Consider the following 24,030-nt stretch of genomic DNA (forward strand, 5'->3'; position numbering starts at 1 on the left):
CGCCGTCCCGCATCGCGCGATCCGCGCCGACCCTAAAAAAGACCCGATGCTCGTGCTGTCCGGATCGATCCTTCTCCGTTCGCACGGATCGACCCGCGCTATGCTCAAAACCGCCTTCGTTGCTGCGCGCGACCGTCAGCGGCTGTCGGAGATCGCCACGATCCTGATCGGCTTCGGCGTGACCAAGGTCGTGGACCGGCTGGGGCTGCGCTACATCCCGATGATCCCGCGGCGGAAGCCCAGGGTCGACGTCACCCGCCTATCGGAGCCCGAGCGCCTGCGGCGCGCGATCGAGGCGCTGGGGCCGACCTTCATCAAGTTCGGGCAGGTACTGGCGAGCCGCCCGGACCTGCTCTCGCCGGTGTGGACGGAGGAACTGGCCAAGCTCCACAGCCAGGTGTCGCCGGTCTCCTGGGAGACGATCCGGCCCCAGCTCGAAGCCGATCTCGGGGCGCCGCCGCAGGAGGTCTTCGCCGAGTTCGACACCGACGCGATCGCCTCGGCCTCGATCGCCCAGGTCTACCGGGCGCGGCTGCACTCGGGCGAGGACGTCATCGTCAAGGTGCTGCGGCCGGGCCTGCGCAAGGTCATCGACGCGGACCTGCGCCTGATGGCCCACGGCGCCCGCATCGTCGAGACCGAATGGCCGGACATGGCCCGCTACCAGCCGCGCGAGCAGATGCGCCACCTCGCCGCCGGACTGAACGGCGAGCTCGACCTGCTGAACGAGGCCCGCAACTGCGAGCTCTTGGCCGCGCTCTTCGAGGGGCGGGACGACATCGTGTTCCCGAAGATCCACTGGGAGTGGTGCTCCGAGCGGGTGCTGGTGCAGGAGTTCATCCACGGCATCCCCCCCAACGACGAGGCGCGCCTCGCGGTCGCGGGCCTCGACAAGAAGCTGCTCGCCCAGAAGGGCACCGACGCATTCCTGAAGATGGCGCTGATCGAGGGCGTGTTCCACGCCGACCCGCATCCCGGCAACATGCTGGCGATGTCCGGCAACCGGATCGGCTTCATCGACTTCGGCATCATCGGCCGGCTGTCGCAGAAGCGGCGCAACCAGCTCCTCGTGCTGATCGGCGCGATGCTGAAGCAGGACGCCGACGGGCTGATGGCGGTGCTGCTCGACTGGACCGGGACCAGCAACCCCGACCTGACACGGCTCGAAGGCTCGGCCCAGGCCTTCGTCGAGAGCCATTCCTCGATCCCGCTCAACCTCGGCCTCGTGCTCACCGACTTCATGACCATGGCCCGCGAGAACGACCTCGCGATGCCGACCGACCTCGCGATCCTGTTCAAGGGGCTCGTCACCGCCGACGGCGTGATGCGCCACCTCGACCCGAACTTCGACCTGTTCGCGGCCGCCGGGCCGACGGTGCGGGCGAGCATGCGCACGCAGTTCTCCCTCGACGGCCTCAAATCCAAGGCCGAGGCCCTCGGCGTCGGCCTCTACGGGGCGGCGTCCGAATTGCCGACCCTGATCCACCTGATGCTGGTACGGCTCAAGCAGGGCCGCGTCACCGTCGAGATCGAGGTCAAGGGCCTCGACAAGGTGACCCGCGGCATCGAGCGGGCGGCGGCCCGCGTCGCCGTCGCGCTGGTGGTCGCGGCCTTCGCCACGCAGCTCGCGCCGCGGCTGATCGACCTCGGCACGCCGGCCTTCGTGACGATCGGCCTCATGGTCTTCACCCTGGGCGTCGGCTGGCTGGTTCTGCTCGGCCGGAAGAAGTGACGCCGGGTCGAAGCGGGCCTTCGACTGAATTCCGGTGAATCCGGCCGTGCGGTAACTGCAATCGTGGCTTGCGGTCCCGAATCGATATGGTAGGTTTTGTCACCCATCGTATCGCGAGGTTGCGAGCCGGGGCGCGGGGCCAGAAGCGGATCGATCCGCCGACCCTGCCCGAGGTTCTCGACATCCTGTCGCCGCGTCGCGCTCCGGCGGGTCGACGCTCCGTCGCGCGCCCCCGGATCGATTCCGTAGGCGCGCCGCGCGGCGCGCGAAGGGGGGCTGTGATGCACACGCGCGCCTTGTTCGAGGCTCCGGTCTTCGAGAGCACCGCACCCGAGCGGCGGATGGCCGCGCTCGAAGCCGAGAACATGCACCTGCGGACCCTGCTGGTGCAGGCGACCCGGCAGGCGGACGCGGAAGCCGAGCGCAGCGAGCGCCTCGGGCGGATCTTCATCTCGGAGCACAGCGCCAACCGCGTCGAGGCGAGCCGCGTCTTGTCGGAGGCGGCGCGCCTTCGCGCCGAGGCGGACGCCGTCGTCGCCCATTGCCGGCGCGACCTCGCGGACGGGGCCGCCCGCCTCGCCGGTGCCGAGGATCTCAACACGCAACTGCGCGCGAGTGAGGAATTCACCCGCCGAATCCTCTGGACCACGACCGACTTCGTGAAGATCCTCGACCTCGGCGGCCGGCTCATCACGGTGAGCGAGAGCGGGCCGGCGGTGCTCGGCGTCGCCAGTTCCGCGAGCCTCATCGGTCGGCCGTGGCTGGAGTTCTGGTCCTGCCCGGACAGCCGCGCCGGCATCCTGCGCGCCCTCGACGAGGCGCGGGCGGGACGGCCGTGCCGGTTCCAGGCGCGGCTGAAGACTGGCATGAGCGAGGATGCGGCGACGTGGTGGGACATCGCCGTGACGCCCATCGATGGCGCCGATGGTCGCCCCGAGCGCATCCTCGCGGTGTCGCGGGACATCACCGAACTCAAGCGGAACGAGGCGCGTCAGACCCTGCTGATGCAGGAACTCGCGCATCGCGTGAAGAACACCCTCGCCATGGTGCAGGCGGTGGCGACGCAGACGCTGCGCAACGCGGTGTCCCTGGAGGCCGCGGGCGAGGCGCTGGGCGCGCGCCTTCTCGCCCTCGCGCAGGCCCACGACGTGCTGATGCAGGGTTCATGGTCCAGCGCCTCGCTCTCCGGCCTCGTCGCCGGGGCGGTGGCACTCCACGGGGACGGCGTGCCTGGGCGCTTCCGGGTGAGCGGGCCGGCCGTGACCCTCGAGGCCCGTCACGGCCTGACGCTGGCGCTGATGCTGCACGAACTCGGCACCAACGCGGCCAAGTACGGCGCGCTCTCGACCGCCGCCGGGCACGTCGTGATCGCGTGGGACGTCGTCGGCGCGGATGCGGACGCCCGCCTTCGCTTCCGCTGGCAGGAGGTCGGGGGTCCGCCCGTCGCGCCGCCCACCCGGACCGGCTTCGGCACCCGCCTGATCGCGCGAAGCCTCCGCCACAGCTTCGGTGGCGCCGTCGATCTCGGCTTCCCGCCGAGCGGCGCCGTGCTGACCCTGGAAGCCCCGCTCGCGGTGGTCGCCACCGCTTGAGGGGACTTGCCTGCCCGTGCCTCCACCCAGCCGTCCGGCCACGGGTTGGCATTGGCGTCGCCTCGTGAGACGGCAGGGGCGTGTCCACCATCCTCCTCTACGTCGCGGCGGCGCTCGCCGAGATCGCCGGCTGCTTCTCGGCCTGGGCGTGGCTGCGGCTGGGCCGCTCGCCGCTCTGGCTGGTTCCGGGCTCCCTGGCGCTCGCCCTGTTCGCCGTGCTGCTGACCCGTGTCGGGAGCGGGGCCGCCGGCCGGACCTACGCGGCCTACGGCGGCGTCTACGTCGCGCTCTCGCTCGGATGGCTCTGGCTGGTCGAGGGACAGAGACCCGATCGCTGGGACCTGTCGGGCGCGATGATCTGCCTCGCCGGGGCCGCCGTGATCCTCTGGGGACCGCGCCCGTGAGGCGGGCCGCCGCGACGCCGCCGCCTTGACGGGGGGGAGCCCGGAGAATACGCCCCGGGCTCCACGAGACATCGTCCGCAGGCCCGATGACCGATAGTCCGACAGAGCACCCCGTCGTCCTCCTCGTGGAAGACGACGGCCTTCTCCTGATGGAGGCCGCCGACACGCTCTCGGATGCGGGCTTCACGGTGCTGGAGGCGAGCCACGCGGACAAGGCCCTGAAGGTGCTGGAGAACCGCGACGACGTCGAGGTCCTGATGACCGACGTCGACATGCCGCAAGGCTCGATGGACGGGTTCGCGCTGGCCCGGCTCGTCGCCGACCGCTGGCCCGCGATCCCGGTCCTCGTCGTGTCGGGGATGGGCACGCCCGGACCCTACGACATGCCGGACGGGGCGCGCTTCATCCCGAAGCCCTACGAGCCCAACACCCTGGTGCGGACCCTGCGCGCCTTCATCAACCGCGCCGCCTGACTCCCTCCCGCCCGTCGTCCGGGCGGCCGCGGGAGGGCCGGACGGAGGACCGATCCGAGATCATGTCAGACACCCCGCACAAGCCCCGCTTCGCCACGCAGGCCATCCACGCCGGCGCGGCCCCCGATCCGGCCACCGGCGCGCGGGTGCAGCCGATCTACTTCACCAACGGCTTCGTGTTCGACTCGACCGAGCAGGCGGCCGATATCTTCAACATGCGCCGCACCGGGTTCTCGTATTCCCGCGGCTCGAACCCGACGGTGGCCGCCCTGGAACGGCGGGTCGCGGCGCTGGAGGGTGCCAAGGCTGCCGTCGCGGTGGCCTCGGGCCAGTCCGCGGTCATGCTCGTGCTGCTGACGCTGATGCGCAGCGGCGACGCCTACGTCGCATCGCCGCGCCTGTTCGGCGGCTCGCTCGGCCTGATGCGGCGCCTCGACGGCCGCTACGACCTGAAGCCGCACTTCGCCAAGGGCCTGACGCCGGCCGACTTCGAGGCGGCGATCACCCCCGACACCCGCGCCATCATCTGCGAGTCGATCGTCAACCCGTGCGCCACGGTGATGGACCTCGCGGGCATCGCCGAGGTGGCCAAGCGCCACGGCCTGCCGCTGGTCGTCGACAACACGCTGGCGTCGCCTGCCCTGATCCGCCCGATCGAGCACGGCGCCGACATCGTCGTCCATTCGACCTCGAAGTTCCTGGGCGGCTCGGGCCAGACCATCGGCGGGGTGATCTGCGATGCCGGCAACTTCGACTGGACCAGGACCGACCACTACGACCTGATCACCGGGGCGTGGCCCGACTACGACGGCCTCGTCATCACCGAGCGGTTCCCCGAGACCCCGTTCGCGGTGGCCTGCCGCCTGTTCGGCCTGCGCGACCTCGGCCCCGGCCTCTCACCGATGAACGCCTTCCTGACGCTGACCGGCATCGAGACCCTGCCGCTGCGCATGGAGCGGCACTGCGCCAACGCGCGCGTCGTCGCCGCCTACCTGAAGGACCATCCGGCGGTGGCCTGGGTCAGCTATCCGGGCCTGCCGGGTCAGCCCGGCGAGGCGATGGCCAAGCGCTACGTGCCGGGTGGGCCGGGATCGATCTTCACCTTCGCCCTGAAGGGCGGCGAGCCGGCGGCGCTGCAGTTCATCACCGGGCTGGAGTTGTTCTCGCACCTCGTGAACCTCGGCGAGATCAAGTCGCTGGCGATCCATCCCGCCACGACCACGCACCGCCAGCTTCCCGATTCCGAGAAGGCCGCGGCCTGCGTCGGGCGCGAGGCGGTGCGCCTGTCGATCGGCCTGGAGAACGTCGAGGACCTGATCGCCGACCTCGCGCAGGCGCTGGCCAAGGTCGGGTCGCCGGCATGATGCGTGGCCTTCATCCGGCGCCGCCGCGCTGAAGCGCGGCACGATCGGGGCGGATGGCCGGCTATGCCCATCCCTATCTCCGGGGTCAGCGCACAGGACGGCCCCGCAAGCGGATCAATCGGAACGGAACTGCTCGCCTGCGGTGCCTTACCGATCCGCGGCCTTCTGTGCGTCGACCCATAAACCCGGACTGACCCGCCCTTAGGTCGCTGGGCGAGGCCTCGCAGCCTCTCAGGGTTACCCGGAACGCACCAACCCATAAAGCCGGAATGCGCCTCTGGCTCCCTCGCCATAAAGCCGAACAGGGAGGCGCATACGCCCTCTCTGACCGCGCAGGATATCAGGCAATCCACATCGAGCAGCGCACGCACGCCCTAAGGACTGAAAGGAGCAGGATCGAATGGTCTTGCCTCAGCCAGCCTGTGGAGAAGGGAGCCGGCGGCGAACGACACCGCCGGCTCTGGCTTAGGCGGCCGAGTAGGCCAGGCGCGGCCCGCGCTCGCGCGGGTAGCCGGGCGTGACCGGCACGCTCACCGGCGCCTCAACGCGCAGTTTGACCTTATGATGGGTGCTGCACTTCTGGATGGTCACAAACACTCCAGCGAACAGTTCACGGCGTTCGCCGAGCGGAATGCAGGCGCCCCGAAGGAAATGCGCCCCGTGCTGTGATGGCCGGCTCGGGTCACGGTAAGCAACCACCGCCCCCTTCCCGTCCTCATCCTCGTAGATATGCTCCACGCTGAGCCATGCGTCCCCAACAGAAAGCGGGCGATGGCACTGCGTCGTGCGATGCAGGGAAGTCGTCTTCATGGTTAGCTCCATAGAACGGATTGAGGTCTATGGGGCTTAGCGGCCCGTTCATGGGCCACGCTCGGCTGAGGTGAGAAGGCCCCGTCGGCTCGTCAAGGAGGCCGCCGACGGAAATCGGCGACTAAGATCGCTTGCACGCTGCTCAAGAGCGGACCTCCCTATCCCGCCTCTAGGCCTTCAGCCTCTCGATCTCAGCGTTCGCCGCGAGCTCCTTGCGGATCGCCTCCAAACCTACGAGCTACCGAAGCACGTTCCCCGCCTAGGCCAAATGCCGGCAAGAGGCTGTAGGCGAGGCCGAACACCTACATCGCAAAGCCCGCCCCCATGCCGATCAGGAGGGCATCGGGCATCGGGCATCGAGACCGGCACCCCTCAGGAGGTCACGGCCCGTCCGAGCAGCTGAAGCTCATGGAGGGGAAACGGCAGCCGCGTGTCGCCTCCGTACTGGGTGTGGACCTGCCGGAGTCGGTGGGCGGCCATCCTAACGGCTGCGAGGTCGTCATCCGGCTGGCAGAATACGGCGCAGATCTCGTCCATGGCGGCGAGGCGCCGGGGCTTGTCGTCACGCACCTTGTTGTCGCCGGGCGCGAGGTGGCGCGAGATCAGGGCGTTCGGGATAAACTTGGACATGGGCTTCGGCTTGCGCTTCAGGCCGTAGGCGGTCCTGGCTCCATCGTCCCAAGCGAACAGCCCGCCTGGCCAGGCTGTGTCCTCCAGGTGGTAGTAGGTGGGCAGCTTTTCGTCGTCGGAGACGAAGCGGACCATCCGGACGTTGGGCAGGTCGGCCGGCCTGAAGCTCCGGTTGCCGACCTGGAGGTTGTCGAGGGCGAGGTTGCCGTTCTGAAGCGACTTGATGATCGTCCCGAGGCGATCCCCGTCGAGGAGCACGACGCCGCCGCCTTTGCTCGCGCCGGCCGCGTCGTCGATCTGCTCCAGAGCCGTGTCGTAGAACATGTGGAATCGGCCGAGGTTCTCCTCGTCGCGGCCGCGGTTGAAGCGTCCGTATTCCCCGGCGAAGATGGCGAGCGCCGCGAGGCCGTAGGGTTGCCAGTTCGGCTCGCCCTCGTCGGTCGGGACGGCGCATTCCAGGATGCCTTCCTTCACGCGGGCTGCGAGTGGGAAGGACTGCTTCTCGACCCCATTGCTGGCGTTGCGCTGAATCACCGACAGGGCAGCCGGGGCGTAACGCAGGTCCTCTTCGTAGGGCGGGAGCACCCCGAGCATGCGCAAGCAGTCGCCGATTGCGGCCTTGTACTTGTCGTCAACGACCCCTTCGTCGTCCCAGAGGACGACCTGGGGCAGGACACGTTGCCGGGCGAGTTCGCGCCGGGCGAAGGTATAGGGGTCTCCCCTCTGACCCTGCAGGTTCGCGGCCATTTCCAGGATCGTGCACGCAACGCCCGTGCGCCCGACCCGAATGCCTCTCACCCAGGCGGCCATGCGCCGGGCCGCCTCGACGCCGATCTCGTTTTCGCGAGCTCGGAGCATCTCGCCGATCTGGCGCTCCGTCCGCCCGGCCCGCTCGGCATCCGTAAGGGCTGCCGGCCGGAGCGCCTCGGCGAGGATCCCGGCCGGGGCCTCCACGATGTTGATGGTGAGACCATCCTCCCAGGTCATGGTCCCGTCGCGGCGCGCCGGCTCGCCCAGGATCACGGCGAGCTTGTCCCGGACAGTGGCGGGCGTGCCCTCCAAGCCATGGAGCACGAGGAAATCGAGCTCCTTGCCGTTTCCGAGGACGCCCAGAGTCTTGATCAGGGCGGCGCGACGGGCTTCGAGGACGCCAGCGTTGACCGCAGCCTCGCTGAAGGGGCTCTCGACCGACATGGTCTTCGAGATGCGCCGCATGGTTGGTGCGCGCTCCAGCAACATGTCGCCGAGCGGGGCATCGAGGGAGTTGGAAATGTCGAGGCGATCCGGCCACCCGACGCCCGTCCCACCGGCGAGATAGCGGTCGCCGCTGCCGGGGGCGAGCCTCGGCAGCACCCAGAGCCCATCGCGGCCGCTAACCATCTGGATGCCGTCGCCGTCCGCGAGGGACCCGGGGGAAACAAGTCGCCTGAGTAGGTCGTAGATGCGATGGTCGCGGTGCGACTCCCACCGGGCCACTATCCGCCTGTCCTCGCGACGCTGGCGCACCCCCTCCCAGTTCTCGACGAGGGCCTTGAAGGGAAAGGACGTGTGCCGGTAGTCGTCGAGGCCGCCCGACGCTTTCTCCGAGGGCATGAACAGGTCGAGGGAACGCGCCGGGCTGCCTGTGAGGTCGTAGCCGACGGGGACCGCCCAGTTGCGGATCGAGGGCCGCGCCAGGATGTGGATGCCCGCTTCCTTGCGCTCCGGGAAGGTCGCGGCCTTGATGGTGACGACCTCGGAATAGTAGGCGTCGCGGCTCGGATGCTTCTTCGGGGGGAAGGCGACGAGGTCGATGCCCTCGAAGGGCGAGGAATGCGGCGTGCGGGCGACAAGGGTCCGTTCCTCGCCCGACGCGAAGCGGATCGAGCGCCCGGAGAGGTGGTCGACGGCGTGGGCGACGAGAGCGTCGTAGAGCAGCCGGTTCTCCGGGATCGCGCAGATGCCGTCGTGGGCCTGGAGGCGGGTGTGCACCTCGATGGAGACCCAGTTCTCGTCGTCGCCCGCGGAACGGGCAACGTCGTCCCGCACCTCGGGGTCCTTGTTCCCGTAGATGGTGCCGAGCCATAGGTTGATGGCGGCCACCACACGCCGGCGCAGGTCCCGGTCGCCCGTCCGGTCGCCGACCATGTATAGGGCGAGCCGTATGCCGGCGCCGGGGACGGACCGGGCGCGTGGGTCCATGTAGGCGATTTCCGGGACCAGGAAGGCCAGGATCTCGGACAAGCCGGCGAGCACGATATAGGTGGGCTGGTTGGCTCGACCGGTCCGCTCGACGCACCATTGCAGCAGTGTCGTGTGGGCGTGCTCCGGCAGCATGAAGCGGGTCAAGAGGAGCGCCTCGTCGAGGCCAGTGGTGGTCCACGCGGCGACGTGTAGCTCGTCGGTCGATCTAGCCAAGGCGAAGCCCCTCTGTGTTGGCGAGCGCATCGTGGAACGGCCGGTACAGCAGGTCCGCCACCTCGTGCTCCTTGGGATTGATGTTCGGGTCCATGGCCATCTCAAGTTGGCGCAGGATCTGGACCAGTGCGCTCGATTCCGGCGTATCGCTCTTATTGTCTCCATCGAACGACAAGGGCGCGAACGAGTAGTCGACGAACCCAATCCGCACGGGGGAGCCGCCGCGGATGCCGCGGCCGATGGTCTGCCAGAGCGGGGTGAGCATGTCCCAGGCGAACTGGGCCTGAAATTCATGTGGCAGGCTGCGGTAGCCGAAACGTCCCGCCTCAAGTCCGTACCTGACGATGTTGCTGGCGGCATGCCTCACGCGGCGAGTCCGGCGTGCGAGGTCCTCATCCCCGTCCTCCGGCTTGACGCCCTTGTCGTAGCGTTCCTGCGCGAAGCGGTTCAGGCGACCGATGGTGGGCCCGAGGTCGTCGGGACGGGGATGGGGCCGGTGCAGAAAGTAGATCGAGGAGATCGCAGCCTTTCCGTCGCCGTTGAGGATGTTGTGCCCGCGGGCGACGACCTGCATGGGGGCGACGAGTACCGACCTCTCGGGCTCGCGCCCGAAGCGCTCGATGAGTGAGCGAGGCATGGGTTTAGCCTGGGCGAGGCGGATGTGCTCGACGGCGGTGCCCGCATCGTCCCGGTCGCGGACGAGACAGTGCACCTTCCAGCCCGCGTAGCCCGCTCCGTCGAGTGCGGCCGAGAGGGCGTCGGCGACAATCGCGGCGTCCGCGTAGCTGTTCGTCACCAGGAGGGCCCGCTGGCGGCCGGTGATGTCACCGGGCTCCCAGCGCCGCTCCATCTTGTGCCAGTCGTCTTCTAACCGATTGCGGCCGTCGCGCCGGGCCGCGAGGCGCTCGGCGATGATTGCAAGGTTGGCCCGACGCTCGTTCTGCGGCCGCCCCGAGACGCGGATCTGGTGGCCTTCGCCGTCTTTCACATGGACCAGGCCGAAGACGGACCTCTTGATCGCCTTGAGCTCGGCCTCTGGCTGGACCAGCACGCCCCTCACGGGCACCTGCACGTCGAAGGAGGGGGATGCCGCGTCGATGGGCCGGCCCGACCTCGGGTCCTTACGGCGCACGCTGCCACCGGCCCAGCTCGTCCCTGAGAGCATGAGGACGTGCGGCCCGGCCTGGCCCTCCGCGGCGAGAAGGTCGTGCAAGTGGGTGAGGAGGTGGCGCCCGACGCCCAGGTGGCTGATGAGGGTGAGCTTGCCGCCCATGGAGGTGCGCTGCTCGTTTTCGGGCTCGTCGTAGAACAAGCCGAAGGCGGCGCCGGCCGGGTTCGCCGGCAGGAGTGTCCTGTAGTTCTTGATGAGGCTGTTGGCTTGGCCGAGCAGATGGCCGTCGTCGATCTTGAAGTCGCGGGCAACGGCCGACTGGGTCTTGATTAGCCAGTTGTAGTGCGAGAGCGCCAGATCGGTGACGACGGCGAGCAAGAGCGCGAGCGCGTTGGCCTGAGCGTCAAGGACCAGCTTCTTCGGCCCCTCCTCGCAAACAGCGTTGAAGATCTCCAACTCGTGGTCGAGGGCGTCCTGCACTAGCGGCACGACCGCGTCGTAGTAGTCGGCGACGAGAATCTGACGGGCAATCTCCTGCAGGTGAAGGGCGGCAGTCCCGTAAGCCGGGTCCGAGAAGGAGGGGGCGTCGTCCTCGGTCTCCTCCTCGCCGACGGACGCCGCCCGGGAATAACCCTTGATGGAGCCGGCTACCCGGACAACGTCGAGGAAGCCCTCCGCGAAGGCGGGGTTGTCGAAGGTCATGCTCTCGCGCGCGGTCCCGAGGACGAGGCTGCGGCGGCGCCAGAGGTCGTAGAGGATGCTGCCCGCCGTGAACGGGGTGTTCTTGAAGAAGGGACCAAGGATTTCGCGCTCGTTCTGCAGGATCGCGTAGATCGTCCCGATCAACCGGAAGAACGTGAAAAAATTCGATTGCCACTTGGCGTTTACGGGCTTGCGGAACTGGACGCCCGAGCGCTCCCGCAGGGCCTCAGACGAGCGCAGGCCGATGCTGGGCGCGTAGACGTTCCGCTCGTCGCCCATGATCGGCGAGCGAGGCGCGAAGACGTCGTCGAGGGCCTTCTGGACGCCGTCTACCTCGTCGACGATCACGAGGTCATACTCGTACTGCAGGAGCTCCGGGATGCTGAGGTGGTGCTCCGTCGTCCACTTGTCCGGGGTGATGTGGACAAAGGCCGGCGGGGTCATGATGAGGACCTGGGCGTCGACCGCATCGCGCTGCTGCTGCTGGGCCGGGCAGACGGTCCAGAGCGGGCACGAGCGAGCCTTCACATTGTCGCCGACGTCGTCGGGGTTGGTGCCCTCCTCGTCATCCTCGGTAGGTGGCGTCTGGTAGATTCGGTGGCACTGCTTCTCCGGGAAGGTGGGGAAGCGGCGGCCCTCGGGCTCGCCCTTGACCACCTCGGGGTCGGGCTGGGCGCCGTCGAGGGGGCAGGCGGTGCTGAAGCCGTCAGCGAGGTCACCCAGGGCCGACAGCTTCCAGCCCGTGGCGTCGAGGCTGCGCTGCCAGTGGATCGACTGAAGGTGGGCCTCGCGGTTGCGCAGGCTGGAGAGCACCGTTGCCTTGATCCCATGCCGGCGCAGGCGCGAGGCGAAGGTGGCGCCCTGGATGGTGTCGCTGACGAGGATGGCGATGCGCTTGCCGCTGCCGCCCAGGGTTAGGGCCATGAGCAGCGCCCAGACGAGGGTGGACTTCCCCGAGGAGAGCATGCCGACGACGTGGGTGGCGCCGTCCAGGTTGAAGGTACCGTCCTCGTAGAACCCGTCGAGCCCCTTGGGCTGGAGATTGGCGATGCGTGAGGCAAGACGGAGCGGGGGAAGGCTCTCGGCGGGCCAGTCGTCCAGGGTCTCGCGAGTATCGACCTTGAGGGCGACTTCCCGCATCTGCTCGAAGGTGATTTGGATAGGCGGGTTGGAGGCGCGCGGCCGAAGGGCGTGCTCACGGCGCGCCCGGCGCTCCGCCGGCACTGCAGGGATCGTGTAGGCGAGTGTGGTACGCGTCCTATCGAGGACGACGGTGGCGTCGCCGGGCAAGGCCACGTTGAGCTCACGGCGTGTCCACGGGACGGTGGCGTCCAGCCAGGTGTCGAGGAGCTCGCGCATCACGGCCGGCGCAGCCCGCCGCGGTGACACGGCGGTCCCGCGGACCTCGAAGCAGCGCAGGGCCTCAGGCGTACGGCCGTACTGGAGGATGGCGTCTACCCAGGCCGAGATCGATCCGAAGCGCGAGCAGAGGTGCCGGACGGTCATGAGGGAGCGTATGGCCCCCGGGCCGCCTGCCCCATCGAGGAGTTTGGGATAACCCATCATGAGGAACGGCACCGACCGATGTGGCTCGTCCGGCAGGTAGCGGTGGAGGTAGGCGAGGCAGAGCTCAGTCTGGGCCAGGGTGCGTACGCGCTCGCCATCGAGGTCCCGCGTGTCCGGATCGATGGCCGAGAGGGCATCGCGGTAGGCGGCGAGGTATTCGCGGTCGGACCTCATCGCGCGACGTCCAGGTCGGAGAGGAGGGCCGAGATGGTGCGCAAGGCAACTGGCGTCTTGGCGTGGGCGCGGCGGACCGCCTCGAAGCGGCGTTCGTACCCGCGAGCGATCTCGGGCATGTAGTCGGGCACGACCAGGAAGCATTCGTGGTCGGCGGCGTATTCCTTGAAGCCCTCGAAGCGAGCCGCGAGGTTCTCGGGCGAGAGATGTTCCTTGACGTCGACCGCTATGCGTCGGCCCGCGGGGGAAACGGCCGCGATGTCGACGCGGTCAAGCCGCGGCCAGAGCTCGACGGTCCAGCGCGCCTTCCGAAGCCGCTCCGCGAGCAGGAGCTCGGTCTTGCCCGGCAGGCACCAGTAGAGCCGGAAGGCGCGGCGTAGTTGCATGGTGCCGTGCCGCCATTTGACGCCCGCGGAATCGCCTGATCTCGCGCGCCGGATGGCCTCCGGATCGCGGCTCTCGGTGTGGAAGCCGATACCCTGCCGCCGCAGCACGGTGCCGCTCACGACGCAGGTGGGCAGGAAGCCGTCGAGCGTGAGGGACTCGGGAACGCGCTGGTAGAAGGCCTCAACGATCTCGTCGACGCGCTCGACCGTGGCGAGGATTGGGTCGGTGAGTATGGTCGTGGTCCAGCTCCCCAGGACAGGATGCTCGACAACGGCGCGGCGGAAGGCGGCGTAGACCTTCTGGCCATCGCGGCGGTCGACGCAGACGGACCGTAGCAAGCCGAAGCCGGCCCGCTCGATCAGCTCCGTCTCGGGATCTCTGCCCGGCATGGCCAACTCGACGCAGGCGGGGGTAATCTCGCCATCCTCGATGAGCTTGGCGGCCGTGAACTCGCCGTCGGGATCCCAATTGAGATCCGTTACCCAGTCGAAGAGCGGTTGCTCGGCGACCGCGGCGAGGGCACGCAAGTCGGTGGGCCAGAGGGCGCCCGGCTCCATGATGTTGCGGGCCGCGGCTAGATCGAAGGACCGCTGTAGCACGGGCGGGTAGCCATCCTTGAGCCAACCCTGGGCGTCGACCTGTTGCTGGACCTCCATGAGTCCGCGAGCGAACAGTGTGACCATGTCGCGGTCGCTGCGAACGGGCTTAGCGTCCCCGGCGAGCTCGTCGAGCCGGGCGCGGATGTCAGGGGCGACCGCATCCTCGTCCTCGAAGTAGCGGTAGAGGGTGGCTCGCCCAATTCCGAGGGCCTGTGCAGCCGCCGTTTTCCAACGCCGCCCGTACCCAAGCTTATGGCCGAACAGAGCTTCGCAATCCTGATGAAACTTGCTCGCGGCGGACATAGCACCCTCCAACGAGACAGACGATACACGTGTGTCTCATCTGTATCAAGAGGGTTAACCTCACGTTCCGTTGGGCGAGTTGGTTAGCTGCCACACACCTGAGCTACCTCTCACGCTTGGGCTGATAATCGACCATGCCTCCTACATGCCGCACGCCTACGATGAGCCGCCAGGACAGCTTCCACCCGCGCCCGCTCGTAGAACGTCATCTGGCACCGGTCGCGTCCGATGGCCGGCTCGACCCCAAACCTGGCAAGCCGCCCCGGCACTGACAGGGCATGGACGCCCAAGCGTGCGGCCACGTCGGGTCCGCGCACGAAACGCGCCTCGAAAGCATGGACGTCCTCCGTCCTGATCCAGTGCACGCCGGAATGGTTTTCCGCCCGAAGATAACCGAGCTCAATGAGCTGCCGGACGGCCTCCCGCTTCGTCCCGAGCCGCTCCGCGGCCTCCTTCTTGGTCATGCCGGACGCGTCTGGCATGCGGGCGCGGCTCACGTCGGCGGTCAGCACCATCAGGCGCCGCAGACCGACCGCTTGCGCGTCCACCCCGACGACGGGCACCCTCCCCTCCCTGACCCAGCGCAAGACCTCCACCAAGCTTGCCCCGGCCGCGGTCGCGGCCCTCATGACCGGGCGGGCATCGTCGGGCCGGGCGCCGGTCTCGCGGGCTGGCTCGAAGCCGGCCACGAAGGCCGCCACGGCCGTCCGCTCCACCGTGTATTCCCCTCGCGCCCTTCGCTCCGGGTCGAGGGAGGGGGGAAACAGGTCCGAGGCGATGATCTCGGCGGCGGCCGAGCGATGGACGCCCAGCAGCAGGGCGGCGCCCCCGCAATCGACGCGGTCGTCAAGGCGGGCCTGGATCTGGCGGGCGACCGCGTCGCTCAAGCGTACCGGGCGTCCCTGCTGCGAGCCCTCGGTCGAGTGGCCCATTCCGCGTACCAGCCGCCGAAACCGACCGTAGGTCAGGCCGGCGAGGTTGCTTCCGGCCTCCAGATTAGTTCCGCCCGGGCGCATCTCGCGCCCGAACACGACGGAGCCCGTCTTGAGGACGACGTTGCGTTCGGCGTGGTCTGCGGCGGTCGCGGCGACGATTGCCAGGCGGCCCTTCCTGGCCGCGGACGTCATCCACGTCCCGAAGGCGCCATAGGCCAGGCCGGCGCCCCAATGGTTCGCGCCCCTTTTGCCGATCGCCATCCGCTCGGGCTGATGGGCGACAAGCCGATCCAGGAAGGCGTCAAGGGACGGGCGGCCCCCCCGATGCGATGCCGAAACCCTCACGCACGATGGACGCGGCTTCGTCACGCCGCCATGCCTCGGCGTAGGTCGCCGTCGGATGAAGGGCGTGCGCACCCAGCCGTTCGCAGAGCGTCAGTGCCTCGGCGAGCGGTAAGCCGGCCAGCAGGCCGTCCTCCGCCACCGGGCCATGGCCGACGCGTCCGAGAAGCCAGCGGTCGACGACAAGCGCACCCTCTTCGACGGGTTCGCAGGTCGGGCGGGTCAGGCGTGCCCGGCAGTGGCATCGCGTAAGATCGAGCTTGTCGTAATGCAGCATGCGCCGGCATCCCGGGCAGCGATGCTCAAGGGGGCGGGCATGACGCACGCAGTGCGCCATCGCCGTCAGATCCCAGACCGTCCGGTGATAGGCCGCCTCGGACAGGCAATCGGGACACCAGCGCCGCATGAGGCGGTGGAGGGCGCCATTGGGCAAGTCGTGACCCAGCAACTGGGTCTGTCGCTCTGCTCCGTCGATGGGAGAGGCATGGGCGAGTACGACGGGGTCGACCCCGCACGCCTCCGCGATGGCGGCAAGGTGCCGACCCTGCCTGACGTCCCCTGCCCCGCTGACCCCGAGGAAGCGCCAGAGGCGCCGGGGCGTTCTCAGGCCGGCCTCATGACCGCGACGAAGCACCAACCCGAGAGCAGGCTCGTCCGCATAGGCGCCGAGGCGGTGGGTGAACCTCCGAGGCATGGCATCGGTCCTCCGTGAATGTCGGGGTGTTCGCGGCTTCGCAGGTCGGGTCACCTCTTCGAGAAGTCGGGGGTGTCATTCCGCTTCTTGCCCTTGATGCGCGTTTTTCTCGATGGATCGGGCGCCGGGGCGTTCATGATCCCCGGCTCGTGGTTCTTCTCGCGCCAGGGATTGGGGCGGGCGTAGAAATCGTCCGATCCGATCTCCCAGAGGAGTTCGTCGAACGCCTGTTCGAAGAGGTTGGGGGTGATGTTGGGCTGGCCGAGGTCGAGGGCCTTGAAACCGGCAAGCTGGGTGATGGCGGCGATGCGCGAGATCACCGCGTCGGTGGCGCGGTGGAGGTCGAAGCGGATGGCGTCGCCCGTGAAGGAGGCCTCGGGGAACGGCAGCATGCGGTCGATCTTGTCGAGCGTCTGGCCGAACAGCGCGCGCTCCGCCGGATCGACCCAATCGTACGGCCTGAAAGGATGGACGCCCCGCCCGCGCCGGGCGAGCTGACCGTTCCCGACGAACATGGCGTTCATCGTTTGCGTGCCGAAGAAGACCGCGTGGACGAAGAACCCGGAGCCGTCCCGCTTCCACTCGGGGGTGGCATCCTCCTCGTTGAGAAGCCCCTTGAGCCAGTCGGCGGCCGCATAGGCGAACTTGTCGGTCCGGTGGTCCGTGAGGTGCTGGAATTCGTCGATCAGGATGATCCGAACCCGTTGCTCCATGAGCTTCGCCAGGATCCGGCGCGTCTTCTCGCCCTTGTCGCCGTACTCGGGATCCTCGTCGGCCAGGGCTCTCAGCATGGCGGTGGCCATGCTCGCGATGGTGACCTCGGGTGGTGTCGCGACGCGCAGGATCGGGCGCCAGTCGCCCCAGGGTGCCTGGAGGGCATAACCCTCAATCCGGTAGCCCGACGCCTCCGCCTCGCGGTCGAGCACCTGGCGTCGGATCTTGCGCAGCAACTGGCTCTTGCCGACGCCAGGCCTTCCCGGGATGGAGATGTGGATAACCCTCCAGTGCCGACTTGGTCATTCTCTCGAAGAAGTCGAACTGCCCCACCAGGGCCAATGTCCGCGGGTGCCATGCCTTGAGGCGCATGATGCGGCGCTCGCGCTCGCGCTCGTCCTTCGGCAGGAGGTCGCCGGCGGCGTCGAGGTGAGCGGTACGCGGCCCCGTCTGCTCAGTCATAATCGGCCTCCATGTCGAGGGGGGCGGAGACCGGCGTGGCGGGCGCCGGCACGGGCTCGGAGGGCGTGCGTTCGTTGGCCGGCTTCGGCTGCTTCCTCGGCGCGACGCGCGGCTTGGCCTGGCGCGGCGCCTGACCCAGACCTGGCTCCGGTGCCGGATCGGGATCAGGCGTGGTCACAGGATCAGAGAGCGCCGCGACCTTGGTTGCCCCAGGTGCCTCCAGGATCGCCTCGGGCTTGGCGTCAACCTCGCCGTCATCGTCCTCGTCGTCGAAAACGCCCTCCATCCGGAAGCTGGCGGGTGGCCGTGCGGCTGCGGGATCGATCCCAAGAGCGAAGAGACGACCGAGCCGCTTGAGGGTCTTGCGACGCCCGTTGCCCTCCATGAGCGTCTTGCCGGCGAGGATGAGCTCGCCCCAGGCAAGCTCGAAATCACCTTCGGTGAGCTGCCGGTCCTCGGCCGCACGTACCTTGGCGTGCTTGATCGCGCAGAGGTGCCGGTGGAGGTTCTTGCCCTTGGCATAGGCCTTGTTGGTGCACGGGACCGACTGGTACCGAGGCATGCCGGGGCCAAGTACGCGAAGGTGGCTGATGTCGTTTTCGTCGGCCCGGATCTGGATCTGTTCGGGGTCGAAATCCGGTCGATTGCGGAGGAGTGCGAGGAGCGGGCTGTTGTAGAGCAAGCCGTTCCACTCGATGCCCTTTCGGGTCACCTTCCGGTCCTCGACCTTCGTGAGGAGGATATCCAGGTCGGCGACGTTGGACAGAAGCGACGGTGCAAGCTCCTCGGCGAGCTCGCGCCACAGGCCGACGAGCGAGCGCCGCGTCGCGCGGTGCTCACGCTGGTTGTAGACGTCGTTGATCCAGTAGGAGATCAGCCAGGTGATCTCTTCCAGGGTGAAGACCGCGTCCTTCTCGGCGTCGTAATGCTCCCGGGCCTTGGGGTTCGACTTGGTCGTGCCCTGCAGGTTGTGGATGAGGCTGACGCCCAGGGTACGGAGCCAGCGCTCGATTTTGCCGCGCAGACGCGGGCGCTTCGGCGGGAGCCAGAACACTTCGAAGCCGAGCTGCCGGCCGGCTTCCGTCATGGCGTTGGAACGGTGTGCCTTGCCGTTGTCGACCCAGATACCCGAGGGCTTGCCCCGTCCCGGATTGGGGTTCTTCACTCCTGCAATGGGCAGCTTCGGCGCGATGGCATGCCGGAGCGTCAACATGATCTGGAGCGTCGATTCCCCCTCGAAGGAGATCCTCCAGCCGATGATGAGGCGGGTCGCGCAATCGATGACGGCCGTGATGACCGGACGCCCCAGCAGGGCGCCGGTGCCGGCGTCGATGACGAGGATGTCGAGCGGCGAGGAATCGAGTTCCCAGCGCTCGTTCACCCGATGCGCCACCGGCCCGAGACCGACCGGCAGGTGCTCCTGGGCGGCCTTGAGCGGATCCTTGCGATAATAGGCCTTGTCGTAGAGTTCGAGCTTGTCGCAACGCCTCTCGACCATTGTCCTGGTCGGCAGCGGGATGCGCGTCATCAACTCCGCGCCGGGCCGGCCAGCCTCGTCGTTCAGGGTCGTAATGTTCCGCGTGGCGGCGGCGTACATGGCGACCTTCGTCCGCGCGATCGGGGTGAGGAACACGGCCTCGATGAGTTCGTCGAGAATATCCGCGAGGGTTCCGCAGACCCTGGCAGTCCGGTTGCCGCGGCCGGGATGGTTGGGTAGCAGGGCACGGATGTCCCGGTCCGCCTTTCTCCAGCGGGCGGTCCAATCGTAGAGCTGGGTCCGCTTGGGCGGCCTCTCATAATCCTGCGGCGCACAAGAGGCATTGCGACGGTTTGCGATGTCCTGGAAGAGCTGGTGAAGCGTCTTCGTGAGGTCCGCCTTGCCCTCCTGCCAATCGGCCAGCGCCTCGGCGTAGGGCTGGCGATAGTAGGCGATGCGGCGCATCTCGGGCGTGGCCGCGTCCATCTCGGTCTGGAGCAGCGTTTGGGTGCCCGCGTCGAGCTCGTCCCACCGCGTCGGCAGGATGGTGATCTCGCCGGAGAGCCAACCCTCATCCAGCCACGCGTACGTCTTGGTCGAGGCCTCTCCGGTCTCGACGACCTCGATGGAGAAGCGCGTGTTGTCGACACGCTGGCGGACGCTGTGCACCACCTTGCCGACGAGGATGCGCTGACGCCGCGCGATCTTGACGATGCCGCCGAACTGGGCGGCCGTGGCTGTGGCCGTGGCTGCCATGCTCAACCCCAGGAGACGACGGTGGCGGAGCCGAGCGGGCGTGCGAGGTCGAGGTCGATCACGCCGGCCAGGGCCAGTCGGCAGAGGACCTCCAGGGTTTCATGATCGCCTCCCATCTCGGCCCGGATCTCCCGGACGGTCATGGGAGCTGTCCGTCGGGTCAGCATGAGGCGCAGGTCCGCCTCAAGGCGGCGGTTTTCCCCGTAGGCGTAGCCGTGCAGGATGCGGGCGTTGTCGAGCCGCGGCTGAGCCCGGATCGTTCGCTCGCTGCGCACGACCATGCAGATGCCCTGGACGCGGTAGGAGAGCGCCATGCGGCTCAGCCGGTGACGGACGTCGGGATCGGCGAGCTCGCGTGCCTCCTTCACCTCCACCAAGACATTCCCGAGGTCTGTCTCGACCCAGAAATCCCGCGCTGTCCCAGCATGCCAGCCGTAGCCGTCGTGCCAGGCCGGGCCGACGGGCTGCTCACGAAGAAGCTGCACGCCTGCATCGACCTCAAGCAGACATGCCATGTCGCTTTCGAGCGTGCTCTCGCAGAAGATCGAGCCCCGGTCGGCCTTGCGCGACGGGAAGGACGACGTGACGGAGCCGTAGTGCATGCCCTCGGCCTTGCGCCACGCCTCCGGCCGCCAATCGGATGGCCGGAAGGCGACGTCGGTGAACGGGGTGACAATGTCGAACCGCACGCTTCCCTCCAGGATGACGCACACGCGAGCCTGCTCGGCGCCCGGATCACGGGCGTCGGCTGGCGGGGCTTTGCGGTCGGGAAGGAGGGCTCGATGACCTTAAGCGGGGACTCTTGCGGCCGCGCGGCGGCCATGCGAGTCTCCACAGATCACGAAGGCAGCTCTCGCCACCTTCGCGTGAAACACTCCCTTTGGGAGCGCCGAACTGGAGTCTTTCCAGGAACGACCAGCCGGCGCTTGTAGGAGCGTTCTACGACGAGCCCGCGGCCCTTCCCGGCCGCGGGTTTTCTTTTGGGGCCGACAAGCAGCCCCACGCTTCAGTTCACGTCATCACAAACTCCCTAGTCTTGCGCCGCGTGTGTTCGTTTCCGTGGTCATGATGCGCAGTCGCGAAGTCTCCGCAAGTACCTAGCGCGATTCGATATTTGACCCTGGCCTCTGTCGCCCGCGTTCACCTTGACTCGTCGGAAACCGCTGATAACGGCGCCGTCCGCGATGTTCCCCTCTGGACGACGCGCGAAATCGGCCGGCCTGGGCCCGGGACTCGTCCGAGCGATCCCGGGGGGTCGTCCGCAAATCGGCGGCTGCCATAAGCAGCGCGCAATGTCCTTTGCGGCATATGGCCACGGCTGGAGACAGGTTAAGCTCATAATCGCAGGCCATGCATCGCCGACCCATGTTCGAGGATCTCGCCCAGGGCCGCTTCCTGGGCGGACGTGAAGCTGGTGCGGCTGCCGCGGATGAGCTCAGCGGCCAGGACGGTGCGTGAGGTCGACAAGCTGCGTTCCTCATCGTCGTTGGGATCGGCGATGCAGGGGCTCACGAGGGCGTAGGCGGAAGGATTCAGGACCACCATGGCCATGATCGTGGCGTCGCGGCCGACGACCATGCCAGCGGTCGGCGGCAGGTCGATGCCGTCGAGGATGGTCTCGCGTGTCGCCTCGCTTAGGTCGGGCTGCCCATCTAGGATTTCGGCGACGCCCGCCTTGGAGATCAGGGTCATGGCCAAGCCGTCATCGCGCTCCAGGCGGACGATGTGGTCACCTTCCCGGTCGATGCTGACACGGTCCCTCCGCCCGAGGCAGGCCGCGGCGGTAAGGACGAGATCCTCGTCCATGGCACCGTGGCGGACCATCAGGTCGAGCCGCCGGTCCTTGTGAAGAGAGGTGGGCATGAAGACACCGAACAGGCACTCGTAGAAGGACAAAGCGGTGCCGCCCAGGACCGCGATCCGACTGTCGGAATGAGTCATGAGGCCCAAACGCCAAAGATCGCGCAGGGGACCGGTGAACCTGGCCGCAACACGTCCGAGGCGGTGCGCCTTGGCGACCCGCCCCATGGTCTCGATCCTCGGGCGCAACTGCTCGACCACAGCCTTGGTGCGCTCACGCTCGGCAGTGAATTCAACGTAGGCCTTTTCGGTCTCGGGTGACCTTGGCCCCATCGAGCGAACGACCTTCTTGCCGGTGACGGGGTCTTGTCGGTAGCGCATCAGGTAGGTGTGCCCGGAAACAGCCTTCCACTGCATGCCGCCGCTCAGGTCGTCGAGCTCGCGCATCGCCAAGGCATAATGGGGCCAGAGCCGCACCATCGCGTCGAGGTGCTGCCTTTGCTCATCGGTGTAGGGTCGAAGGCCATCCGTCATCATTGCTACTTATATATTGAAAGTCCGATTTACAGTAGCAAAGCGTAAAAAAAGGAGTTTCTGATAACCGATGGTTAACGGACCGCGTGCCCTTGACGGAGATGCTCCGCGCCTCCGTCATAGCTCGATGGGATTTCTTTCCATTGCGACGGGCCGGGGCGACACCTGAATGCGGCAAAACGCATTAAAGCGTAAATGGCGTGAATGTAATTTCATCCGCATGAAGTACATATGAAGCACAGGCCATTTTACGAACCGAGGGCATCATGCCAGGAAACTTGCGGAAAACACAGGACGCGCAGCGCTTAGGGCAATCTAAGACAAATGCATTTTTTATAGGCGTCGCCTTTGCAATGATTACTTGCAGTACAAAAAAGGGCGTTGCCGCGGACCGCAGCAACGCCCTCATCGAGGCATCTAAAGTCTGTTAGGAATTTTGTTACACGAAATATACTGTCCGGCTTTATGGGTGAACCCACACAATCGCGATCAGACCATGCCGAGCGCCTGCATGTAGAGCTCGAGGATGGCCTCCTCCTCCTGGCGCTCGCTGTGATCCTTCTTCCTGATGCGCAGGATCGTGCGCACCGCCTTCACGTCGAAGCCGCGGCCCTTCAACTCGGCCATCACGTCCTTGATGTCGCCCTGCAGGCCGGCCTTCTCCTCCTCGAGGCGCTCCAAGCGCTCGATGAACTGGCGCAACTCGTCGGCGGCCACGCCCTCGGAGGATGACACGTCGCCGGTCGTCGGCATGGCATGGGCGTTCATGGTGGTCTCCTGAGGTCTCCACCGGTTCCTAGGGGAGCAACCTTACCGGGACCTTAGTTGGCCCCGCTCAGTGGGGCTCGGCCTGGGCCGCGGCGAAGGCGGCCTGCTGCTCCGGGCTGGCCTCGGTCTGATGCTTCGCCTTCCACGCGGCGAACGGCATCCCGTAGACCTGCTCCCGCGCGGCGTCCTTGGTGAGCGGAAGGCCCTTGCCGTCGGCAGCGTCCTTGAGCCAGTTCGACAGGCAGTTCCGGCAGAAGCCCGCGAGGTTCATCAGGTCGATGTTCTGCACGTCGGTGCGGGTCTGCAGGTGGGCGACGAGGCGCCGGTAGACCGCCGCCTCCAGCTCGGTCTGCGTCGTCGGATCGATCTCGGTCATCGGTATCTCGCGGGCGGCATTGAGGGATTGCCTCAGGTCGTCGCGGGCAGCGCCCGAGTCAAGCGGGCGGGGTCAGCAGAGGGCGGAGAAGCCCGGCGAAGCGGGCCGCCCACGCCTCCTGCCCCGCCTCCTCCGCGATCAGGTCCTGCCGGATCTCGACCAGCGCGTTGGCCAAGCCCCGCACGGTGGCGTGGCGATCGATGGTGTCGCCGGGCAAGCCCCCGCCGTAGGGCTCATTGTCGCCGACCGTCAGCCCGGCGGGGTCGGCGCGCAAGCCGGCGATCAGGGCCGCGCTCAGGCGCTCGTCCCGGTCGTAGAGGATGCCCACCTCCCACGGCCGCGCCACGCCGCGCCAGTACGGGGTGAAGCTGTGCATCGTCAGGAGCATCGGCGTCCGGCCGGTCGCGCCGGCCGCCGCCACCGCCGCGTCGATCGCCCGGTCGAAGGGATCGTAGAACCGGGCGATCCGCGCGGCCTTGCCGGCGGCGTCGATGCGGGCGTTGCCCGGCACCACGGCACCGTCCGACAGCCGCATCACCAGGGTCGGGTCGGCGCGGCCGCGGTTCGGGTCGATGATCAGCCGCGAGAATCGGGTGAGGATCGCCGGCGCGCCCAGCAGTGCCGCGAGCCCGCGGGTCACGCCCGCCGCGCCGATGTCGTAGGCGATGTGGCGGCGGAACTCGCCCTCGGCGACGCCGAGCGCGATGTCGTCCGGCACGTGGTTCGAGGCGTGGTCGCAGACCAGGATCAGGCCGCAGGCGGGATCGCCGGGAATGATCTCGACGGCGTGGGGCGGGGCTTGCTGATGCTGCGGATCGATGCTGTGGGGCGGGGTCACGGGTCCGGTTCGTCTCGCGCGGCGGCCCTTGCCGTCGCAGCGGGGCTCGGGCAGAGCACGTACCAAGAGTCGTGCGCCCACGGCAAGAAA

18 protein-coding genes and 1 pseudogene are annotated in these 24,030 nt (G+C 67.9%); 5 read left to right on the top strand and 14 right to left on the bottom strand.

What is annotated here, in order from left to right:
• Positions 1-100 precede the first annotated feature (100 nt).
• From ACFE8Y_RS01565 to ACFE8Y_RS01585, 5 genes are all read left to right on the top strand, one after another.
• Positions 101-1,732, top strand: a complete 1,632-nt coding sequence (locus tag ACFE8Y_RS01565; protein ID WP_375462623.1) for an ABC1 kinase family protein — start codon at positions 101-103, stop codon at positions 1,730-1,732.
• A gap of 281 nt (positions 1,733-2,013) precedes the next feature.
• Positions 2,014-3,324 carry a sensor histidine kinase gene (locus ACFE8Y_RS01570; protein WP_375462624.1) on the top strand — a complete coding sequence of 437 codons (1,311 nt, stop codon included), beginning with the start codon at positions 2,014-2,016 and terminating at the stop codon, positions 3,322-3,324.
• Between the two features lie 80 nt (positions 3,325-3,404).
• Positions 3,405-3,728 carry a YnfA family protein gene (locus ACFE8Y_RS01575; RefSeq protein WP_375462625.1) on the top strand — a complete coding sequence of 108 codons (324 nt, stop codon included), beginning with the start codon at positions 3,405-3,407 and terminating at the stop codon, positions 3,726-3,728.
• Positions 3,729-3,814: 86 nt separating this feature from the next.
• Positions 3,815-4,201 (top strand): response regulator, encoded by a 387-nt coding sequence (locus ACFE8Y_RS01580; RefSeq protein ID WP_375462626.1) that lies wholly within the window; start codon positions 3,815-3,817, stop codon positions 4,199-4,201.
• A gap of 62 nt (positions 4,202-4,263) precedes the next feature.
• Positions 4,264-5,565, top strand: coding sequence for an O-acetylhomoserine aminocarboxypropyltransferase/cysteine synthase family protein (locus ACFE8Y_RS01585; protein WP_375462627.1), 1,302 nt, complete (start codon positions 4,264-4,266; stop codon positions 5,563-5,565).
• A gap of 465 nt (positions 5,566-6,030) precedes the next feature.
• Here the strand turns inward: ACFE8Y_RS01585 and ACFE8Y_RS01590 are convergent, their stop codons facing one another.
• The 14 genes and pseudogenes from ACFE8Y_RS01590 to ACFE8Y_RS01655 form a co-directional block, all read right to left on the bottom strand.
• Positions 6,031-6,375, bottom strand: coding sequence for a hypothetical protein (locus ACFE8Y_RS01590; protein WP_375462628.1), 345 nt, complete (start codon positions 6,373-6,375; stop codon positions 6,031-6,033).
• Between the two features lie 372 nt (positions 6,376-6,747).
• Positions 6,748-9,402 (bottom strand): RNaseH domain-containing protein, encoded by a 2,655-nt coding sequence (locus ACFE8Y_RS01595; RefSeq protein WP_375462629.1) that lies wholly within the window; start codon positions 9,400-9,402, stop codon positions 6,748-6,750.
• Positions 9,395-12,955, bottom strand: a complete 3,561-nt coding sequence (locus ACFE8Y_RS01600; protein WP_375462630.1) for a hypothetical protein — start codon at positions 12,953-12,955, stop codon at positions 9,395-9,397. The genes ACFE8Y_RS01595 and ACFE8Y_RS01600 overlap by 8 nt, the downstream gene beginning before the upstream one ends.
• On the bottom strand, positions 12,952-14,244 hold the full coding sequence (locus ACFE8Y_RS01605; protein WP_375462631.1) for a hypothetical protein: 1,293 nt from the start codon (positions 14,242-14,244) through the stop codon (positions 12,952-12,954). Before ACFE8Y_RS01605 ends, ACFE8Y_RS01600 begins: the two co-directional genes overlap by 4 nt.
• A 110-nt stretch (positions 14,245-14,354) precedes the next feature.
• A complete protein-coding gene (locus ACFE8Y_RS01610; RefSeq protein ID WP_375462632.1) occupies positions 14,355-15,440 on the bottom strand; it encodes a hypothetical protein in 1,086 nt (361 codons plus the stop codon).
• Positions 15,441-15,480: 40 nt separating this feature from the next.
• Entirely contained in the window at positions 15,481-15,798 is a 318-nt protein-coding gene (locus tag ACFE8Y_RS01615) for a hypothetical protein (RefSeq protein WP_375462656.1), read from the bottom strand.
• A 39-nt stretch (positions 15,799-15,837) separates the two neighbouring features.
• A pseudogene (locus tag ACFE8Y_RS01620) lies at positions 15,838-16,215 on the bottom strand (TniQ family protein); the annotation flags it as partial.
• A gap of 50 nt (positions 16,216-16,265) precedes the next feature.
• Positions 16,266-17,210 carry an AAA family ATPase gene (locus tag ACFE8Y_RS01625; protein WP_375462654.1) on the bottom strand — a complete coding sequence of 315 codons (945 nt, stop codon included), beginning with the start codon at positions 17,208-17,210 and terminating at the stop codon, positions 16,266-16,268.
• A 173-nt stretch (positions 17,211-17,383) separates the two neighbouring features.
• Positions 17,384-19,624: a Mu transposase C-terminal domain-containing protein gene (locus ACFE8Y_RS01630; protein WP_375462633.1), complete on the bottom strand. Its 2,241-nt coding sequence runs from the start codon at positions 19,622-19,624 to the stop codon at positions 17,384-17,386.
• Positions 19,625-19,626: 2 nt separating this feature from the next.
• Entirely contained in the window at positions 19,627-20,226 is a 600-nt protein-coding gene (locus tag ACFE8Y_RS01635) for a hypothetical protein (protein WP_375462634.1), read from the bottom strand.
• 733 nt (positions 20,227-20,959) lie between these two features.
• On the bottom strand, positions 20,960-21,961 hold the full coding sequence (locus ACFE8Y_RS01640) for a hypothetical protein (protein WP_375462635.1): 1,002 nt from the start codon (positions 21,959-21,961) through the stop codon (positions 20,960-20,962).
• A gap of 486 nt (positions 21,962-22,447) precedes the next feature.
• Positions 22,448-22,726 (bottom strand): DUF2312 domain-containing protein, encoded by a 279-nt coding sequence (locus ACFE8Y_RS01645; RefSeq protein ID WP_375462636.1) that lies wholly within the window; start codon positions 22,724-22,726, stop codon positions 22,448-22,450.
• Positions 22,727-22,793: 67 nt separating this feature from the next.
• Positions 22,794-23,102: a DUF1244 domain-containing protein gene (locus ACFE8Y_RS01650; protein ID WP_375462637.1), complete on the bottom strand. Its 309-nt coding sequence runs from the start codon at positions 23,100-23,102 to the stop codon at positions 22,794-22,796.
• A gap of 58 nt (positions 23,103-23,160) precedes the next feature.
• Positions 23,161-23,940 (bottom strand): N-formylglutamate amidohydrolase, encoded by a 780-nt coding sequence (locus tag ACFE8Y_RS01655; protein WP_375462638.1) that lies wholly within the window; start codon positions 23,938-23,940, stop codon positions 23,161-23,163.
• Positions 23,941-24,030 lie beyond the last annotated feature (90 nt).

The organism is uncultured Methylobacterium sp., from assembly GCF_964242245.1.
Classification (GTDB): domain Bacteria; phylum Pseudomonadota; class Alphaproteobacteria; order Rhizobiales; family Beijerinckiaceae; genus Methylobacterium.

Excerpts from the sequence above, each read along its gene's own strand:
- ACFE8Y_RS01565 (WP_375462623.1), top strand. The coding sequence starts at position 101 with ATGCTCAAAACCGCCTTCGTTGCTGCGCGCGACCGTCAGCGGCTGTCG.
- ACFE8Y_RS01570 (WP_375462624.1), top strand. The coding sequence starts at position 2,014 with ATGCACACGCGCGCCTTGTTCGAGGCTCCGGTCTTCGAGAGCACCGCA.
- ACFE8Y_RS01580 (WP_375462626.1), top strand. The coding sequence starts at position 3,815 with ATGACCGATAGTCCGACAGAGCACCCCGTCGTCCTCCTCGTGGAAGAC.
- ACFE8Y_RS01585 (WP_375462627.1), top strand. The coding sequence starts at position 4,264 with ATGTCAGACACCCCGCACAAGCCCCGCTTCGCCACGCAGGCCATCCAC.
- ACFE8Y_RS01590 (WP_375462628.1), bottom strand. The coding sequence starts at position 6,375 with ATGAAGACGACTTCCCTGCATCGCACGACGCAGTGCCATCGCCCGCTT.
- ACFE8Y_RS01600 (WP_375462630.1), bottom strand. The coding sequence starts at position 12,955 with ATGAGGTCCGACCGCGAATACCTCGCCGCCTACCGCGATGCCCTCTCG.
- ACFE8Y_RS01605 (WP_375462631.1), bottom strand. The coding sequence starts at position 14,244 with ATGTCCGCCGCGAGCAAGTTTCATCAGGATTGCGAAGCTCTGTTCGGC.
- ACFE8Y_RS01610 (WP_375462632.1), bottom strand. The coding sequence starts at position 15,440 with ATGGCGATCGGCAAAAGGGGCGCGAACCATTGGGGCGCCGGCCTGGCC.
- ACFE8Y_RS01615 (WP_375462656.1), bottom strand. The coding sequence starts at position 15,798 with ATGCTGCATTACGACAAGCTCGATCTTACGCGATGCCACTGCCGGGCA.
- ACFE8Y_RS01630 (WP_375462633.1), bottom strand. The coding sequence starts at position 19,624 with ATGGCAGCCACGGCCACAGCCACGGCCGCCCAGTTCGGCGGCATCGTC.
- ACFE8Y_RS01635 (WP_375462634.1), bottom strand. The coding sequence starts at position 20,226 with ATGCACTACGGCTCCGTCACGTCGTCCTTCCCGTCGCGCAAGGCCGAC.
- ACFE8Y_RS01640 (WP_375462635.1), bottom strand. The coding sequence starts at position 21,961 with ATGATGACGGATGGCCTTCGACCCTACACCGATGAGCAAAGGCAGCAC.
- ACFE8Y_RS01645 (WP_375462636.1), bottom strand. The coding sequence starts at position 22,726 with ATGAACGCCCATGCCATGCCGACGACCGGCGACGTGTCATCCTCCGAG.
- ACFE8Y_RS01650 (WP_375462637.1), bottom strand. The coding sequence starts at position 23,102 with ATGACCGAGATCGATCCGACGACGCAGACCGAGCTGGAGGCGGCGGTC.